Origin of the sequence: Amycolatopsis sp. NPDC006131, from assembly GCF_040614175.1 — a bacterium.
GTDB classification, from domain to species: Bacteria; Actinomycetota; Actinomycetes; order Mycobacteriales; family Pseudonocardiaceae; genus Amycolatopsis_E; species Amycolatopsis_E tucumanensis.
This window is the reverse complement of the sequence record NZ_JBEXTX010000040.1, coordinates 11,611-28,118: the sequence shown is the minus strand read 5'-3', so window position 1 is coordinate 28,118 and position 16,508 is coordinate 11,611. Positions and strand designations below refer to the sequence as shown.

Annotated in this window: 15 protein-coding genes; 9 read left to right on the top strand and 6 right to left on the bottom strand. The window is 72.3% G+C overall.

Annotated features, from left to right (window positions below; translation table 11 throughout):
* Genes ABZ215_RS21320 through ABZ215_RS21310 form a run of 3 tightly spaced genes read left to right on the top strand, consistent with a single transcriptional unit; the run spans position 1 to position 2,698 of the window.
* Entirely contained in the window at positions 1-1,377 is a 1,377-nt protein-coding gene (locus ABZ215_RS21320) for an FAD-binding oxidoreductase (RefSeq protein WP_354951005.1), read from the top strand.
* A complete protein-coding gene (locus tag ABZ215_RS21315; RefSeq protein WP_354951003.1) occupies positions 1,374-1,886 on the top strand; it encodes a GNAT family N-acetyltransferase in 513 nt (170 codons plus the stop codon). Before ABZ215_RS21320 ends, ABZ215_RS21315 begins: the two co-directional genes overlap by 4 nt.
* Positions 1,883-2,698, top strand: a complete 816-nt coding sequence (locus ABZ215_RS21310) for a class I SAM-dependent methyltransferase (protein WP_020419823.1) — start codon at positions 1,883-1,885, stop codon at positions 2,696-2,698. The genes ABZ215_RS21315 and ABZ215_RS21310 overlap by 4 nt, the downstream gene beginning before the upstream one ends.
* Before the next feature lie 296 nt (positions 2,699-2,994).
* Here the strand turns inward: ABZ215_RS21310 and ABZ215_RS21305 are convergent, their stop codons facing one another.
* Positions 2,995-4,101 carry an epoxide hydrolase family protein gene (locus tag ABZ215_RS21305; protein ID WP_354951000.1) on the bottom strand — a complete coding sequence of 369 codons (1,107 nt, stop codon included), beginning with the start codon at positions 4,099-4,101 and terminating at the stop codon, positions 2,995-2,997.
* A gap of 62 nt (positions 4,102-4,163) precedes the next feature.
* Between ABZ215_RS21305 and ABZ215_RS21300 the strand changes: the two genes are divergently transcribed.
* Positions 4,164-5,165 carry a YafY family protein gene (locus tag ABZ215_RS21300; protein ID WP_354950998.1) on the top strand — a complete coding sequence of 334 codons (1,002 nt, stop codon included), beginning with the start codon at positions 4,164-4,166 and terminating at the stop codon, positions 5,163-5,165.
* Here the strand turns inward: ABZ215_RS21300 and ABZ215_RS21295 are convergent.
* The gene (locus tag ABZ215_RS21295; RefSeq protein WP_354950996.1) at positions 5,152-7,248 is read right to left on the bottom strand and encodes an acetate--CoA ligase family protein; all 2,097 of its coding nucleotides are present in this window, start codon (positions 7,246-7,248) and stop codon (positions 5,152-5,154) included. The genes ABZ215_RS21300 and ABZ215_RS21295 overlap by 14 nt on opposite strands.
* Positions 7,249-7,252: 4 nt before the next feature.
* Positions 7,253-8,425, bottom strand: a complete 1,173-nt coding sequence (locus ABZ215_RS21290) for an acyl-CoA dehydrogenase family protein (protein WP_354950994.1) — start codon at positions 8,423-8,425, stop codon at positions 7,253-7,255.
* 131 nt (positions 8,426-8,556) lie between these two features.
* Between ABZ215_RS21290 and ABZ215_RS21285 the strand changes: the two genes are divergently transcribed.
* The gene (locus ABZ215_RS21285; protein ID WP_354950992.1) at positions 8,557-9,165 is read left to right on the top strand and encodes a helix-turn-helix domain-containing protein; all 609 of its coding nucleotides are present in this window, start codon (positions 8,557-8,559) and stop codon (positions 9,163-9,165) included.
* 121 nt (positions 9,166-9,286) lie between these two features.
* Positions 9,287-10,756 carry an MFS transporter gene (locus tag ABZ215_RS21280; RefSeq protein ID WP_354950990.1) on the top strand — a complete coding sequence of 490 codons (1,470 nt, stop codon included), beginning with the start codon at positions 9,287-9,289 and terminating at the stop codon, positions 10,754-10,756.
* A 45-nt stretch (positions 10,757-10,801) separates the two neighbouring features.
* Here the strand turns inward: ABZ215_RS21280 and ABZ215_RS21275 are convergent, their stop codons facing one another.
* From ABZ215_RS21275 to ABZ215_RS21265, 3 genes are all read right to left on the bottom strand, one after another.
* Positions 10,802-11,425, bottom strand: coding sequence for a VCBS repeat-containing protein (locus tag ABZ215_RS21275; protein ID WP_354950988.1), 624 nt, complete (start codon positions 11,423-11,425; stop codon positions 10,802-10,804).
* Between the two features lie 186 nt (positions 11,426-11,611).
* A complete protein-coding gene (locus ABZ215_RS21270; protein WP_354950986.1) occupies positions 11,612-12,922 on the bottom strand; it encodes an MFS transporter in 1,311 nt (436 codons plus the stop codon).
* Positions 12,923-13,013: 91 nt separating this feature from the next.
* Complete coding sequence (locus ABZ215_RS21265; RefSeq protein ID WP_354950984.1) at positions 13,014-13,859, bottom strand: MaoC/PaaZ C-terminal domain-containing protein; 846 nt, start codon at positions 13,857-13,859, stop codon at positions 13,014-13,016.
* Positions 13,860-14,043: 184 nt separating this feature from the next.
* On the opposite strand from ABZ215_RS21265, the gene ABZ215_RS21260 reads away from it, so the two are divergent.
* From ABZ215_RS21260 to ABZ215_RS21250, 3 genes are read left to right on the top strand one after another with little or no spacing between them, the layout of a single operon-like run.
* Positions 14,044-14,916: an SDR family NAD(P)-dependent oxidoreductase gene (locus tag ABZ215_RS21260; protein WP_354950982.1), complete on the top strand. Its 873-nt coding sequence runs from the start codon at positions 14,044-14,046 to the stop codon at positions 14,914-14,916.
* A gap of 18 nt (positions 14,917-14,934) precedes the next feature.
* Entirely contained in the window at positions 14,935-15,339 is a 405-nt protein-coding gene (locus tag ABZ215_RS21255) for a Zn-ribbon domain-containing OB-fold protein (protein WP_354950980.1), read from the top strand.
* A complete protein-coding gene (locus ABZ215_RS21250) occupies positions 15,339-16,475 on the top strand; it encodes a thiolase (protein ID WP_354950978.1) in 1,137 nt (378 codons plus the stop codon). The genes ABZ215_RS21255 and ABZ215_RS21250 overlap by 1 nt, the downstream gene beginning before the upstream one ends.
* Positions 16,476-16,508 lie beyond the last annotated feature (33 nt).

Below are 16,508 nucleotides of genomic sequence, written 5' to 3'. Positions count from 1 at the left end.
ATGACGACGACCCGTTCCGCCGGCATCGCGGAGTTCCGCTTCCGCCTCGACGGTGGCGTGCACGAACCCGGCGACCCCTACTTCGAGGACAGCTGCCGCCTGTTCAACACGATGGTGCGGCGGCGGCCGCGGCTGGTGGCCGAATGCGTCGCCGCCGAGGACGTGGTCGCCGCACTGGCCTTCGCCCGCGAGCACGACCTCCCGGTCGCGGTGCGCGCCGGCGGGCACTCCGTCGCCGGGCTCTCGCTGTGCGACGACGGTCTGGTGCTCGACCTGCGCAACCTCGCCGACGTCGAGGTCGACCCGGATCGCCGCGTCGCCCGCGTCGGCGGCGGCGCGATCTGGGCGGACCTCGACCGGGAGACCCAGGTGCACGGCCTGGCGACCACCGGCGGGCGCGTGTCCACCACCGGCGTCGCCGGGCTGACGCTCGGCGGCGGCTCCGGCTGGCTCGAACGCAAGCACGGGCTGGCCTGCGACAACCTCCTGGCCGCCGAACTGGTCACCTGGGACGGCCGGATCGTCCGCGCCACCCCGGACGAGAACCCGGGCCTGCTGTGGGCGCTGCGCGGTGGCGGCGGGGGTTTCGGCGTCGTCACCGCGCTGGAACTCGCGCTGCACCCGGTCGGCCCCGAGGTGTACGCCGGGGTGACGTTGTTCGACGCCGGCCGGGGGCGTGAGGTGCTGCGTGCCTTCCGCGACGTGATGCGGACAGCCCCGGACGCGCTGTCGCTGGCGTGCGCGTTCGTCACCGGAGCGGACGACACTCCGTTGCGGGGACGGCCCGCGGTGGCGATCGCCGGGATGTGGGCGGGCGCGGCCGAGGCGGGCGCACGGGCGCTCGGTCCAATCCGGACACTGGGTCCCGACGCCGACTTCTTCGGCCCCACTCCGTACGCGGATTTCCAGTGCTCGCTGGACGATCCGCCCGGCTACCGCAACTACTGGACCGCCGAGAACGTCACCGACCTGCCCGATCCGGCGATCGACGCGCTCGTGTGGCGCGCCGCCGAGCTGCCCGCCGGGCCGTCGCAGCTGTTCATCGTGGCGTGGGGCGGCGCGGTGGCGCGCACCGGGCCGGACCACTCGCCGCTGGCCGGGCGCGACGCGCGGTTCATCGTGCACCCGCTGCTGATGTGGGAGGACCCCGCCGACGACGACCGGTGCCGCGCGCTGGCCCACGCCTTCCGCGACGACCTGCGGCCCTGGTCGGCTGGCGCGACGTACCCGAACTTCCTCGGCGACGAGGGCGGCGCCCGGATGCGCCGCGCCTTCGGGTCGAGCGCCGCCCGGCTGGCCCGGGTCAAGGCCGCGTGGGACCCGCACGACGTCTTCCGCACGCACCAGCGCATCCCCGCGGGCGAGGTCCAGCCGTGACCGCGACCCTCACCCACGCGCAAGCGGACCGCGACTGGCGCGACGCCCGGTCGCTGCTGCGCGAATACCTGGACTGGATGGGCACGCACGTCGGTCTCGACCTGACCGCCGCGCAGCCGGCGGCCGTCGCCGAGTTCGACGACCTGCCCGGCTTCTACCGGCCGCCCGCCGGCGCGCTCGTGCTGGCGCGGCTCGATTCCCGGCCGGCCGGGATGGTCGCGGTCCACCGGCTCGCCGGCCGCACCGGCGAACTGAAGCGGATGTACGTGAACCCGCGGGTGCGCGGGCACGGCCTGGGCCGGGACCTGATCGCCGCGGCCGTCGCGGCCGCCACCGACCTCGGGTTCACCGCGCTGTGGCTGCAGACCAAACCGGACGCCATGCCAGGCGCGGAGTACCTGTACCGCTCGTACGGCTTCACCGAAATCGCGCCCTACGGCGGGCTCCACACCGAGGGCGTCACCACGCTCGCACTGCCCCTGTCACAACCGGAGAAAGGATCACGATGACCACCACCACCTTCGACGAGATCAAGGCCAGGCAGCACAAGACCTGGAGCAGCGGCGACTACGGGCGCGTCGCCTGGCTGACCGTCCCGCTCGCGGAGACCCTGTGCGCCGCGGCGGACCTGCGGCCCGGCGACAAGGTGCTCGACGTCGCCACCGGGACCGGGCACGTCGCGCTCGCCGCGGCCCGCCGGTTCTGCCGCGTCACCGGCATCGACTACGTGCCCGCGCTGCTCGACGTCGCCCGCAGGCGGGCCGAGGCGGAGGGGCTGGACGTGCGGTTCCGCGAGGCGGACGCCGAGAACCTGCCCTGCGCCGACGGCGAGTGGGACGTCGTGCTCTCCGCCATCGGCGTCATGTTCACCGCCGACCACCAGCGCGCCGCCGACGAACTGCTCCGCGTCTGCCGCCCCGGCGGCACGATCGCGATGGCCAGCTGGACGCCGGCCGGGTTCATCGGCAAGCTGCTCGCGACCGTCGGACGGCACGCGCCACCACCGGCGGGCGCCCTGCCGCCCACCCGCTGGGGCACCGAGGAGACCGTGCGGGAACTGTTCGGCGACCGGGTCACCGGCCTGACGTGCACCACCGCGACGGTGCGGGAGAAGTTCGCGAACCCGGCGCACTTCGCCGACTTCTTCCTCACCCACTACGGCCCGACGCACATGGCCGCGCAACGCCTGTCCCCGGACGGGCGGGAGGCCTTCCGCGCCGATCTCATCGCCCTCGCCGAGGAGAACAACCTCGCCGACGACGGCACGTTCGCCGCGGACTGGGAGTACCTGGTCGCGGTCGCGACGAAGACCGTCGGGTGAGCGATAGTGAGAACCACGCAAGGCAGGAAGGACACGGATGGACGGCCTGACCGGGGACGAGACGGCGATCGTCGCGGACCTCGCGCACGCGATCGACCTGGGCTTCACCGGGAAGCTGTGCATCCACCCCCGGCAGGTCGGCCCCGTGCACGAGGCCTGCACCCCCACCGCCGCCGAAGTCGAGTGGGCGGAGGGGGTGCTGGCCTCGGTGGGTGACGGCTCCGTGGGTGTCCACCAGGGTCAGATGGTGGACCGGCCGGTCATCCTGCGCGCGATCCTGGCCCGAACCGGCTACCTCACCCCAACTCCGCGAAGAACTCCCGCACATCCGCCACCAGCAACTCGGGCTCCTCCATCGACAGGAAATGCCCGCCCCGCGCGGTCTCGGTCCACCGCACCACGTTGTGGTCCCTCTCGGCCCACGGGCGGATCGTCTTGTCGTGCCGGGACACCAGCACCGCCGTCGGCACCGTGCCCCGCGCCACCGGCTCCCACTCTCCCGCGGTGATCTCCTCGTAGTAGACCTGCGCGGCCGGGCCGGCCGTGCCGGTGAGCCAGTACAGCGACACGTCGGCGAGGATGCGGTCCCGGTCGATGCTGTCCTCCGGCAGGCCCTCGGGCGGGTCGGTCAGCTCCTTGAACTTCTCCACGATCCACGCGAGCTGCCCCACGGGCGAGTCGTGCAGGCCGTAGGTCACCGTCTGCGGGCGCTTCGAGTTGCACTGCAAGTAGCCGTCGTTGAAGTCCTGCATCGCCGCCCATCGGGCCTGCTCGGCATCGGTCAGGCCGTCGAGCTCGCCCTCCTCGCCCGCCGGGAACGTCAGCAGCGCGTTGAGGTGGATCCCGGCGACGCGGTCCGGCGCCCGCCTGCCGATCGACGGCGCCACCCACGCCCCGAGGTCGTAACCCTGCACGCCGAACCGCCCGTACCCGAGGCGGGTCATCAGGTCCACGACCAGGGCGGCCATCTTCGACGGGCGCATGCCCGGCCCGTTCAACGGCGTGGAAAAGCCGTACCCGGGAAGCGACGGGACGACGAGGTGGAACTCCCGCGACAGGGGTTCGAGCACGTCGAGGAAGTCGGTCACGCCGCCCGGCCAGCCGTGCAGCAGCACCAGCGGCAGCGCGTCCGGATCGGCCGCCCGGACGTGCAGGAAGTGCAGGTTCTGCCCGTCGATCGTGGTGGTGAACTGGGGGTGGCTGTTGATCTCCGCTTCCTGCTTGCGCCAGTCGAAGGAGGTGCGCCAGTACCCGGCCAGCTCGCGCAGGTAGCCGACCGGCACGCCGCGGCTCCAGCCGACGCCGGGCAGCTCGTCCGGCCACCGGGTGGCGTCCAGCCTGGCGTGCAGGTCGTCCAGCTGGTCCTGCGGGATGTCGATGCGGAAGGGGTGGATCTCGGTCATGGCGGTGACGGTAGGAACGGCTTAGGCCGGATCCGGTCCTAACCGTCCGCCACACTGGCCGGGTGTTGAAGACTTCGGCGCGGCTGCTCGAGTTGCTGTCCCTGCTCCAGACCCGGCGCGACTGGGCGGGCGCGGAACTCGCCGCACGCCTCGGGGTCAGCACGCGCACCGTGCGCCGGGACGTGGACCGCTTGCGCGACCTCGGTTATCCGGTGCACGCGACGCGGGGCTCCGCCGGATACCGGCTCGGCGCGGGCGCCGCGCTGCCGCCGCTGCTCCTCGACGACGAGGAGGCCGTGGCGGTGGCGGTCAGCCTCGGCACGGCGGCCGGCGGCTCGGTCGCGGGCATCGGGGAAACCGCGGTGCGGGCGCTCGCGAAACTGGAGCAGGTGCTGCCGTCGCGGCTGCGGCACCGGGTGCGCACCTTGCAGCAGGCGACGGTGCGGGCCGGGCTCGCCCCCGGGCCGCAGGTGCCCGCCGCGACGCTGGTGGCGATCGCCGAGGCGTGCCGGCGTCACGAGCGGCTCCGGTTCGACTACGCCGACCACACCGGCGCCGCGTCCCGCCGCGAGGTCGAGCCGCACTCGCTGGTCAGCTGGGGACGGCGGTGGTACCTGATCGCCTGGGACGCGGCCCGCGGCGACTGGCGGACCTTCCGCGTGGACCGCCTGACGCCGAAGTCCCCCGGCGGCGCCCGGTTCACGCCGCGGGAGCCGCCGTGCGGGGACGTGGCCGTGTACCTGGAGCGGCAGTTGTCGTCGCGGATGTGGCCGTACCGAGCGACGGTCCTGCTGCACGAATCCGCGACCGCCGTGGCCGGCCGGGTCTGGCCGGGAACCGGCACGCTCGAACCGGTCGACGACACCAGCTGCGTGCTGCACGTCGGAGCGGACACCCTGCACGCGCTGGTGTGGATGATCACCTCCGTCGACGCGGCGTTCACGCTCGCCGACGGCCCGCCCGAACTCGCGGAAGCCCTGCGGCGGCAAGGCGAACGCTGCCTGCACGCGGTCACGGGCCGGAAGTGCAGTGCTGACCGCTCGACAGGGCTCACCGCCACGTGATCAGCGCGTCCAGCGCCTCCACCTCCGCGCCGCGGACCAGCAACGGGTTCACCTCCAGCGCGGCCAGGTCCGGGCCGAGGCGCTGGGCCAGCTCGCCGATGCCGGCGATCACCTCCGCGAGGCGGCCGAGGTCGGCCGGTTCCGTGCCGCGTGCGCCGGTCAGGAGACGGTAGCCGCGCAGGTCCGCCAGAGCTTCCCGCACGTCGTCGGAAGTCACCGGCAACAGCCGGAGGGCGCTGTCCCCCAGCACTTCCACCCACACGCCGCCGAGGGCGATCGCCATCGTCAGCCCCCACGACGGGTCTCGCACGACGCCGACCAGCAGCTCCACCCCACCGCGCCGCTGCGGCTGCACCACCGCGTCACCGGACAGGCCCCGCGCCGCCAGCGCCGCGGTCACCTCCCGGTACGCCGACCGGACCTCCTCCGGACCACCCAGTCCCAGACGCACGCCGCCGATGTCGCTCTTGTGCCCCAGGCCCTCGGCCGCGGCCTTGAGCACCACCGGGTAGCCGAACCGCCCGGCCGCCGCGGCCGCCTCCTCCGCCCCGGACACCCGCTGCGACGGCACGACCGGCACCCCGGACGACGCGAGCACCGCCGACGCCCGGTGCTCCGCCCACACCTCACCCGCGCCCGCCGTCGCCGGCAGCGCGGGCGGCGGCGCACCCGGCTCGGCGCCGGCCGCCTCGACGCCCGCCGACCACCGCACGACGTGGCCGATCGCCGTCATGCCGTGCTCGATCCCGCCCGCCACGTAGGGGAAACCGGTCTGCGCCTGCACGTACCGGCCGAACTCGGTGACGTCGGTGAGCACGTTGCTGACCACGACCACCGGCACCCGCGCCGACCGGATCCGCTCCGCGGTCGCGCCCGCGATCTGCAGCGTCACCGACGGATCGGCCGGCTGCACCCGCGGCAGGTCGTTGAGCAGCACCACCGCGTCGATCCCCGGGTCGGCGGCCACCACCTCCAGGGCCCGCCCCAGCAGGGTCCGGTCCACCACCACGTACCCGGTGACGTCCAGCGGGTTCTGCACGGTCGCGAAGTCCGGCACGATCGCCGCCAGCCGCTGCACCGTCTCCGGCGCGAACGCGGGCAGCTCCAGCCCCTCCTGCTCGGCCCGGTCCGCGATGATCTCCGACGCGCCACCCGAGGGCGTCACCACCCCGAGCCGCGGCCCGCCGACCCGGCCCACCGACGCCAGCAGCCCGGCCGTGATGATCAGGTCCTCCAGCGAGTGCACCCGCACCACGCCGAGGCGGCGGAACGCCGCGTCGATCACCCGGTCGTCGCCCACCAGCGCGCCGGTGTGCGCCTGCGCGGTGTGCGAGGCCAGCGCACTGACCCCGATCTTCAACGCGACCACCGGTTTGCCCGCCCGCGCGGCGCGGCGGCACACCCGGGCGAACTCCTCCGGATGGCGCACCGACTCCAGGAACAACGCGATCACCGACGTGTCCGGATCGTCCACCAGGTAGGACATCACGTCGGTCACCGAGACCATCGCCTCGTTGCCCATCGACGTCAGCAGGCTCAGCCCGACGTTGCGCGCCTGCGCGAACGACAGCACCGAACTGGCCAGCGCCCCGCTCTGCAGCACCACCCCGACCGGGCCGGCCAGCAGTGGCGCAGGGATCGGCAGCCCGTAGGGCGTGGTCCGGCCGGCGGCGTTGATGTAGCCGTTGCCGTTCGGGCCGAGCACCGTCAGCCCGTGCTCGCGGGCGAACGCCACGATCTCGTCCTCGAGCCGCTTGCCCTCGGGCCCGGTCTCGCCGAACCCCGCCGTGAGCACGACGTAGTTGCGGATCCCCAGCCCGGCGCCCTCGCGCAGCACCGGCAGCACCGCCGTCGTGGGCACCATGACGTACACGAGGTCGACCGGCTCGCCGATCTCGGACAGGCTGCGGTACGCCGCCTCCCCGTGCACCACCTCGGTGCGCGGGTTGACCAGGTACACCTTGCCCGCGAACAGGTGGTTGCGCAGGTTGTCGAAAGTGGACAGCGACCACCCGGACTTGTCCGTGGCGCCGACCAGCGCGATCGACTCGGGGCGGAACAGCTCGCGCAGCGATCCCGTCATGCGGTCACTCCCCGATCCCGCCGAGCCGCACGTGCCCCTTGAGCAGGTTGCGCGCGATGGTCCGGCGCTGGATCTCGTCCGTGCCCTCGAAGATGCGCAGCAACCGCAGCTCCCGATACCACCGTTCGATGGGCAGTTCCTTCGTGTACCCCATGCCGCCGTGGATCTGCAGCACCCGGTCGACTACCTGGTTGGCCATCAGCGCGCCGTTGAGCTTCGCGATCGACGACGCGTGCCGGGCGTCCAGGCCGTTCTCCACCCGCCACGCCGCGTACAGCGTGAGCCACTTCGTCGCCTCGATCTCCACCTGGGAGTCCGCGATCTGCCACTGGATCGCCTGGTACTCCGCGATCGGGTGGCCCATCGAGTGCCGGATGTTCGCGTGGTCGATCGCCATCTTCAGCATCCGCTCCGCCGCCCCGATCGCGCGCGCCGGGATCAGGTAGCGGCCCTGCCCGATCCAGCGCATCGCCAGGTCGAAGCCGTGACCGACCTCGCCGAGGACGTTCTCGGCTGGCACCCGGACGTTGTCGAACACCAGCGAGGCCGGGCCCCACTGCCCCATGGTGGGGATCGGCTCGGACTTCCAGCCCATGTCGCGGTCGGCGAGGAAGCAGGTGACGCCCCCGTTCGCGCCCTTGTCCGGGTCGGTCACCGCGAACACCATGACGAAGTCGGCCTCGTTGCCGCCGGTGATGAACACCTTCTCGCCGTTGATCACCCAGTCGCCGCCGTCGCGCACGGCGCGGGTGCGGATGTTGCGCGCGTCCGACCCGGCGCCGGGCTCGGTGATGGCGAAGCAGGACCGGCGCTCACCCTCGATGGTCGGGATCAGGTAGCGCTGCTTCTGCTCCTCGTTGGCGAAGTAGAGGATGTTGTCGGCGGTGCCGCCGAAGCTGAACGGCACGAACGTGCGGCCGGTCTCCATGGCGACGATCGCGGCCATCACCGCGCCCAGGTTCATCCCGCCGTACTCCTCGGGCGTGTTGACACCCCAGAAGCCGGCTTCGCGCGCCTTCGCGCGCAGCTCCTTGATGACGTCGGGGTCGAGACCGGGCCGCCCGGCGCGCTCGTTGCGCAGCACTTCCGGTTCCAGCGGGACCACCTCGCGCGTGACGAACGCGCGCACGGTGTCCCGGATCTGCCGTTCTTCGGTGGAGAGCGAGAAGTCGACCATGGGCGAGGTCCTCTCGGGAATTTCTAGAACCGAACTCTAGGAATCAACTCAGATTGGAGTCCGCGCGCCGCCGTGTCAAGAGCACGGCGGGAACCTGTCCTATCATCGGAGCGGACAGCGAGGAGGCCCGAATGCCACGCAAGTCGAGCGGCAACGCCTGGCAGTGGAGCCGGACCGCGGAAACGCGCCGGGTGATGCTCACTGCCGCCCGCGAGGTGTTCTGCGAGCAGGGCTTCGCCGACGCCAGCATCGCCGAGGTGGTGCGCCGGGCCGAGTCCAGCGTCGGCAGCCTCTACCACCACTTCGGCGGCAAGACCGAGCTGTTCCTGGCGCTGTGGGAGGACCACCAGTCGGCCCACGAGCACGCGGCGTCGGCCGCGGTGGCCAAGGCGCGGGCAGGCGGCGAGGAGGACCCGCTGGAGCTGTTCATCGTGGGCGCGCGGGCGTTCTTCGAGGGCTCGTGGCAGCGGCGGGACCTGGTGCGGATGTTCATGGACGGCGACGGCCCGCCCGGGTTCGAGCTGGTCCGCCGCACGCGCGGCCGGGAGTGGGTGCGGCAGAACGCGGTCCTGCTCGGCAAGGGCACGAGCTCGGTCGACCGGCTGACCGTCGCGGTGCTGACCAGCCTCATCGGCGAGGCGGCCCGCGAGATCGCGACGTCGTCCACCCGGCGTGAGGCCAACCGGATCGCCGACGCGGCGATCGTGCTCATCCGGCGGCTCAACCCGCTCGACGTCTGAGGTCCAAACCGGACACCCCGGACGCAATCCCCTTCCGGACAACCCGTTTGCGGGAGTGCCTGTCCGCGTGGGCTGCATAGGATCGAATGAGATTCTAGGATTACCTCGGGAGGGCGCACGCATGTCCGAGCCGGCCGATCGGGAGCAGCTCCGCTACGCGTGGCGGGCGTTGTCGGTGGTGAGCATGGCGAGCATCCTGACGGCGCTGGGCAGCAGCTCGCTCAACGTGGCGCTGCCCGAGGTGGTCCGGCACTTCTCCGCGGGCACCGCGGCGGCGAGCTGGATGCTGTTGTCGTTCATGCTCGCCAACACCGTGCTGATGGTGGTGTTCGGGCGGCTGGCGGACCTGTTCGGGCGGCGCGCGCTGTACCTGTGCGGGCTGGCCACCTACACCGGCGCGAGCCTGCTGCTGGGCTTCTCCCCCGGCGCGTGGTGGCTGGTCGGGCTGCGGGTCGTGCAGGCGGCCGGTGGCGCGATGCTGCTGACCAACAGCGCCGCGATCCTGACCGACGCCTTTCCCCGCGGTCACCTCGGCCGCGGCATGGGTGTCTACATCGCGTCGTTCTCCGTGGCGCAGCTGATCGGGCCCACGCTGGGCGGGTTCCTGACCCACCGGTTCGGCTGGCAGTGGGTGTTCTGGTTCAACGTGCCGCTGGGCCTGGTGTGCCTGGCGTGGGGCGCGGTCACCTTGCGCCGCACGAGCGGCGCCGGCCAGGACCGCGGCATCGACGTGCCCGGGAACCTGCTGGTGCTGGTGTCCCTGGGCGGGCTGCTGTTCGGGCTGTCCCAGGCCGGGGACCGCGGCTGGACGGATCCGGTGGTGCTGACCGGGTTGGCGGTGTTCGCCGCGCTGGTGCCGGTGTTCGCGGTGGTCGAGCGGCGCAGCCCGCACCCGGTGGTGGACGTGCGGTTGTTCACCGACCGGGTGTTCACCTTCGGGCTGCTGGCGTCGTTCCTCAACACGGTGGCGCGGATGGCCGTGGTGCTGCTGGTGGCGTTGTTCTACCAGGCGGTGCACGGCGAGGACCCGGTGTCGGCCGGGCTGAAGGTGCTGCCGCTGTCGGTCGCGGCGATGATCGCCTCGGCGTGCGCCGGCCCGTTGCACGCGCGGATGTCCGCACGGGCGGTCGCCGCGCTGGGCACGGTCGTCGGGACGGCCGGGCTGGCGGTGCTGCTGGTGTTCCTCTCCGCGGACGGCGCCTACCTCCCGGTGTGCGCCGCACTGGTCCTGCTGGGCGCCGGATCGGGGATGTTCATGCCCGCCAACACCACGGCGCTGCTCGACGAGCTGCCCCCGGACCGCGTCGGCATCGTCAACGCCATGCGGCTGATGGTGCAGAACACCGGGGTGGTGATGAGCACCGCGCTGGCGCTGTCCCTGGTGACGAGCCCGCTCCCGGCGGCGGTGCGGCCGTCGGTGTTCGCGGGCACCCTGTCCCACGCGCACCCCTCAGAGATCGGCCGCCTGGTCGCGGGCTACCGCCTCGCGCTCGGCGTGATGACGGCGATCTCCCTGATGGCGGTCCTGGTGTCGCTGACCGGCCGGACCACGGCGAACCGGCTCGCCGCCGACCGGACCACGGTGGGCTGACCGGGCGGGCAGCCGGGAATCCCGGTGCCCGCCGGTCCGCCACCGTCAGGCGCAGCTCTCCGGCGTGGTGCGCAGCACCGGATCGTCCTGCGGCACCGAGGTGATGGTGTAGGTGGTCACCTCGCGGGCGATCCCGTCGCTGATCTCGTAGAGCACCCGCAGCCCGCTGTAGGTCAGGGCCGGGGTGCCCTCGTCCATGCGCGCTCGCAGGGTGATGAGATCCCGGCCCCCGAAGGAGTTGCCTGCGCATTCGTAGCCCAGCCGGGTCGTGACTCCGCCGCCCTCGTACAGGTACAGCTTCTCACCGTCCGATGTGGACAGCGTGCGGGGGCCGGTGCCGTCGTAGTCCCACACGCCGTACCAGAGCGTGTTGGCGCCGACGACCTCGGTCACCACCACCTCCTGCCTGCCGTCGCCGTCGACGTCGGTGACGCGCATCGGCGCGGGTTGCCCGGTCAGGTCGGCCCCCGTCGTCACGCCCCGCACGGTGAACTCCAGCCGCTGCGCGTCGACGCCCGTCGTGCGGAGCGTCGCCAGGTCCGGTGTCCCGTCGCCGTCGAGGTCCACGGCGGCCCGTTGCGGTGCCGGCGCGGCGGACGCCACCCCGGGCACGAGCGCCACCGAGGCCAGCAACGCCGCCGCCGCGGCGGTCCAGGACAGAGTTCTCATGATCGCGAACCTCCCGTCGTCCGGCCGGGACTGCTGTCCCGGCGTCCGGACCGGCCCGCCGCCGGGAACGACTGGCGAAGCGCGGTCCTCCCGGGGTTCACGCTGCCCGGGAGGATCGCGTGCATCGGCAGTGGCATGTGCGACAGCGAGGCAACCTCCTGCCCCGCTGTCGCGTGTACAAAGCCGTCAGTTCGCCGTGCGTTCCAGCGACGAAGTGGTCTCCGGGGTGCGGCCGCGGTGTGCGCGCCACGGGCCGTGGAAGGCGAAGACCGCCGGGATGAACAGCACCAGGCACAACGCCGCGATGGCCAGCCAAGTGCGCCACCCGGCGGCCTCCACCAGGTGCGGGATCACGAACAGCACGACCACCGCCATGATCTTCGACAGCGCCCCGAAGATGCCCCACGCGCTGCCCTGCAACCGCGGGTCCACGTCTTCGGCGTCCTCCGAGTAGTTCGCCATCCACGGGCCGTAGGCCACGCCCAGCGCGCCACCCAGCAGGGCGCCGGTGATCATCAGGTGCAGGTGCGACACCCCCGGATCGCCCATGAGCAGGATCAGGTACCCGGTCACCAGCACGGCCGCCACGGACCCGGCCACGCAGATCGGCTTGCGCAGCTGCAACCGGTCCGACACCCGGCCGATCACCACGAGCGTGAGCAGGTTCAGCACCCAGAACGCCGACATGATGCCCGACGCCGTCGACGCGTTCAGCTCGAACGCCGCCGCGAGCATCGTCTGCCCGAACAGCGACAGCGTCATGTAGATGACCAGCCACAGCGAGATCCCGACGACGTGGGCCCAGATGTTGCGGTGCCGGAACAGCTCCCGCGCCCGCGCCGGCCCGTCCCGGCCGACCCGCACCGCCTGCTGCTCGGTCTGCTGGATGCGCGCCCGCAGCTCCGGCGACAGGTCCGCGATGTTGAACATGATCACCACCGAGACCACCAGCGAGAACGCGCCCATGATCACGAACTGCGAGCGCCAGTTGTCGTCGAACACCGGCAACGTGGCGCTGGCGACCGCGGCGGCGAGGAAGTTCGCGCCGACCGGTCCCCACGTCCAGAACCCGAACGCCTGAGCGCGCCCCATCCGCGGCGAGAAGTCCCGCACCAGGGGCGCGGTGCCCGCCATCGCCATGCCGTCCACAACAGACAGCACGACCCGCACCAGCAGCAGCTGCGTCGGCGAATGCACGGTCACCATGAGGAAGCAGCACACCGCCGTGGCGAACATCAACGGCACCAGCAGCCGCACCCGTCCGACGTGGTCGGTCAGCCTGCCGCCGATCGCCGAGGCGATCGCGCCGGCCAGCACACCGGCCGCCGACACCAGCCCGTAGGTGGCCAGCGACATGTGCAGATCCTTGAGCAGCAACGGGACCACCGGGGCGATCTGCGCCTCGTACGACCCGATCAGGATCGCGAGCACCGCCATCGTGAGGATCCGCATCCGGCGCGCGCCGGTCGGGTACTCGGTCAGCTCGCGTATCGGCAACAACCTCACTGGGGATCGCCCCTTCCCTGGGTGGACAAACGCGTGCGGCATCACCGGCGCGGGTGCCGCGCCGGGTACGTGTGATCGGGAGTCAGCCGAGCCGGATCGTGGCGGTGCCGCGGTCGATCACCACGGTCCCGTCCTCCTTGGTGGTGCGGAACGCGACCCGCTCGCCGTCGGTCCACATCGAGACCGTCAGCGCCTCGCCGGGGAACACCGGCGCGCTGAACCGCCCCGACATCCCGGCGAAGCGCGCCGGGTCGGACCCGGCGAGCGTGTGCAGCAGTGCCCGGCCGGTGACGCCGTAGGTGCACAGGCCGTGCAGGATCGGGCGCGGGAACCCGGCCCTGGCGGCGAACGCGGGGTCGGAGTGCAGCGGGTTGCGGTCCCCGGACAGGCGGTACAGCAGCGCCTGGTCCGGCCGGGTCCGGTAGGTCACGCGGTGGTCCGGCGGCCGCGCCGGTTCCTTCCACTCGGTGACCGGGCCGCGTGAGCCGCCGAATCCACCCTCGCCGCGGATGAAGACCGAACTCCGCGTGGTCACCAGTGTTCCCGCGGCGTCGGCCGCGCGCGCTTCGCTGACGACGAGCGCCCCGGATCCCTTGTCGTGGATGCCGGTCACGGTGGTGCTCACCCGGACGGTGCCGGACGGCGGCAGCGGCCGGTGCAGTTCCACGGCCTGCTCGGCGTGCACCAGCATCGCCCGGTCGAAGTCGCCGAGGTCGCGGCGCCCCGGCGCCTGCGCGACCAGGACCCCGAACGTGGGCAGCACGCGCTGTTCGACACCGGCCGAGTTCTCCGTCGTGAACTCGAGCTCGCCGGCCGGATCGTCCTGGCCCGCGCCGACGCCGAGTGCGTAGAGCAGCGCGTCCGTGCTGGTCCAGCTCTTCTCGGCCGGTTCGGACGCCAGCCCGATCACGTCGTGGTTGAGGGGCACGTGCCTTCCTCCTCGCTGCGGCGCCGTTGCCGCTTCGGTGGACCAGACACGAATATTAGAATTCGATTCGTCTATTAACGGACATCCCGGCGACCACTGTCAAGACTCTTGACAGGCGTTCCCGCCGAGCCGACAGTAATTCCAGAACCAAGTTCTAAAACCTGCGGCGGGAAGGCGGAAACGCATGGGACGCCTGGACGGACGGGTCGCGATCGTGACCGGAGCGGGCAGGGGGATCGGGGCGTCGGTGGCGCGGTTGCTCGCCGCCGAGGGCGCCCAGGTCGTGGTCAACGACCTCGGGACGGAACTGGACGGTTCGGGCACCGACACCGGGCCCGCCGCCACCGTCGCCGGGGAGATCACCGCGGCGGGCGGGAAGGCGGTCGCCGACACCTCCGACGTCTCCGACCACACCGCGGCGGAAAAGCTGGTCGGCACCGCGCTCGCCGAGTTCGGACGGCTGGACGTGCTGGTCAACGTCGCCGGCATCCTGCGGGACCGGATGATCTTCAACATGAGCGAGCGCGAGTGGGACGACGTCATCCGCGTCCACCTCAAGGGCACGTTCAACACCACCAGATTCGCCTCGGCGCACTGGCGCTCGGCGGGCGAGGCCGGCGCGCAGAACCGGATCATCAACTTCACCTCGGTCTCCGGCCTGCACGGCGCGCCCGGCCAGCCGAACTACGCCGCCGCGAAGATGGGCATCGTCGGGCTGACCTACTCCAGCGCCCGGGCGCTCGCACGCTACGGCGTCACCGTCAACGCCGTCTCCCCCGGCGCCGCCACCCGGATGACCGACTCGATCCCGGACGACCGGCGCCGCTCCCCCGCCTCCGGCGAGCACTCGCCGGACAACGTCGCCCCGCTCGTGGGGTACCTGGCGGGCACCGGGTCCGGGTGGATCACCGGCCGGATCCTGCACGCCGCCGGCTACCAGGTCGCGCTCTACAACAACCCCGAACCGGTCAGCCGGATCTTCGGCACCGGCCCGTGGGACGCCGACACCCTGGCCGCGCGGATCGAGCAGGCCTTCGGCCCGCTGCTCGGCCGCTGACCCGCCCCAAGGAGCGACATGAAACCGGTCCCGGTGCCCACCCCCGAAACGCGGCCGTTCTTCGACGCCGCCGCGCGCGGCGAGCTGCGAATCCAACGCTGCCTCGACTGCGGGCGGCCGTTCTTCTACCCACGCCCGTGCTGCCCGTTCTGCGCTTCCGGCGCGCTGGAGTGGTTCACCACCAGCGGGCGCGCGACGCTCTACTCCTACACGATCACCCACCGCCCCGCCCCCGGCTTCGAGGACGAGGCGCCCTATGCGATCGCGGTGGTGCAGCTGGCCGAGGGGCCGCGGATGATGACCAACATCGTGGGTGTGGCGAACACGCCCGGCAACCTGGTGCTCGACATGGACCTGCGGGTGGTGTTCGAACAGCGCGGCGACGTCACCATCCCCCAGTTCACCCCGGTGGAGGTGGCGTGATGTCCGACGTGGTGATCGCGGGCGCGGCCGAGACCGACGAGATCGGGGTGCTGCCCGGGCATTCCACGCTGCGCCTGCACACCGAAGGCGCGCGCAACGCCGTCGCCGACGCGGGCCTGCGCATGTCCGACATCGACGGCATCGCGAGCGTGTCCTCGCCCGGGCCGGTGGTGGTGGCGCACGCGCTGGGCATCCAGCCGAGGTGGATCGACGGCACCGGCGTCGGTGGCACGTCGTTCCTGCTGCACGTGCGGCACGCGGTCGAAGCGATCCGCGCCGGGCACGCGACGACGGTGCTGATCACGCACGGCGAGTCCGGCCGGTTCCGGGTCGGCGCGGCACGCGGCGCGTTCCCGGCGTCCGGCCCGAACGCCCAGTTCGAAGCGCCGTACGGGGTGACCGGGCCGCCGAGCATGTTCACCATCCCGCTGCTGCGGTACATGAAGGAGTTCGGGCTGACCGCCGAGCAACTGGCGTCGGTGGCGGTCGTGCAGCGCATGTGGGCCGCGCGCAACCCGCGGGCCCGCCACCGGGACCCGATCACGGTCGAGGACGTGCTGGCGTCCCGGATGATCTCCTACCCCCTGCACCTGCTGGAGTGCTGCCTGGTCACCGACGGCGGCGGGGCGCTGGTGATCACCTCCGCGGAGCGGGCCCGCGACCTGCCCCAGCCGCCGGTGCACATCCTCGGCACGGGCGAGACGTTCGAGTCGCCGCTCATCTCGCAGATGGCGGACTTCACCACCTCCGCCGCGTTCCGCCGCTCGGCCGCCGACGCGTTCGCCGAGGCCGGCATCACCCACGCCGACGTCGACCACTTGATGATCTACGACGCGTTCGCGCACGTCCCGGTCTACGGCCTGGAGGACATGGGCTTCGTCGGCCGCGGCGAGGCCGGCGCCTTCATCGCGGAGGGCCACACGGCCCCCGGCGGCGACCTCCCCCTCAACACCAACGGCGGCGGCCTGTCCTACACCCACACGGGCATGTACGGGATGTTCCTGGTGCAGGAATCGGTCCGGCAGCTGCGCGGCCAGGCCGCCGCCCAGGTGCCCGGCGTGGAGATCAGCGTGGCGCAGGGAAACGGCGGCATGTTCATGGCCGCGGGCACGCTCGTGCTGAGCAACCACACCTAGGGGCGTGTCTGACAGTGTCTTTGTCCAGGTGAT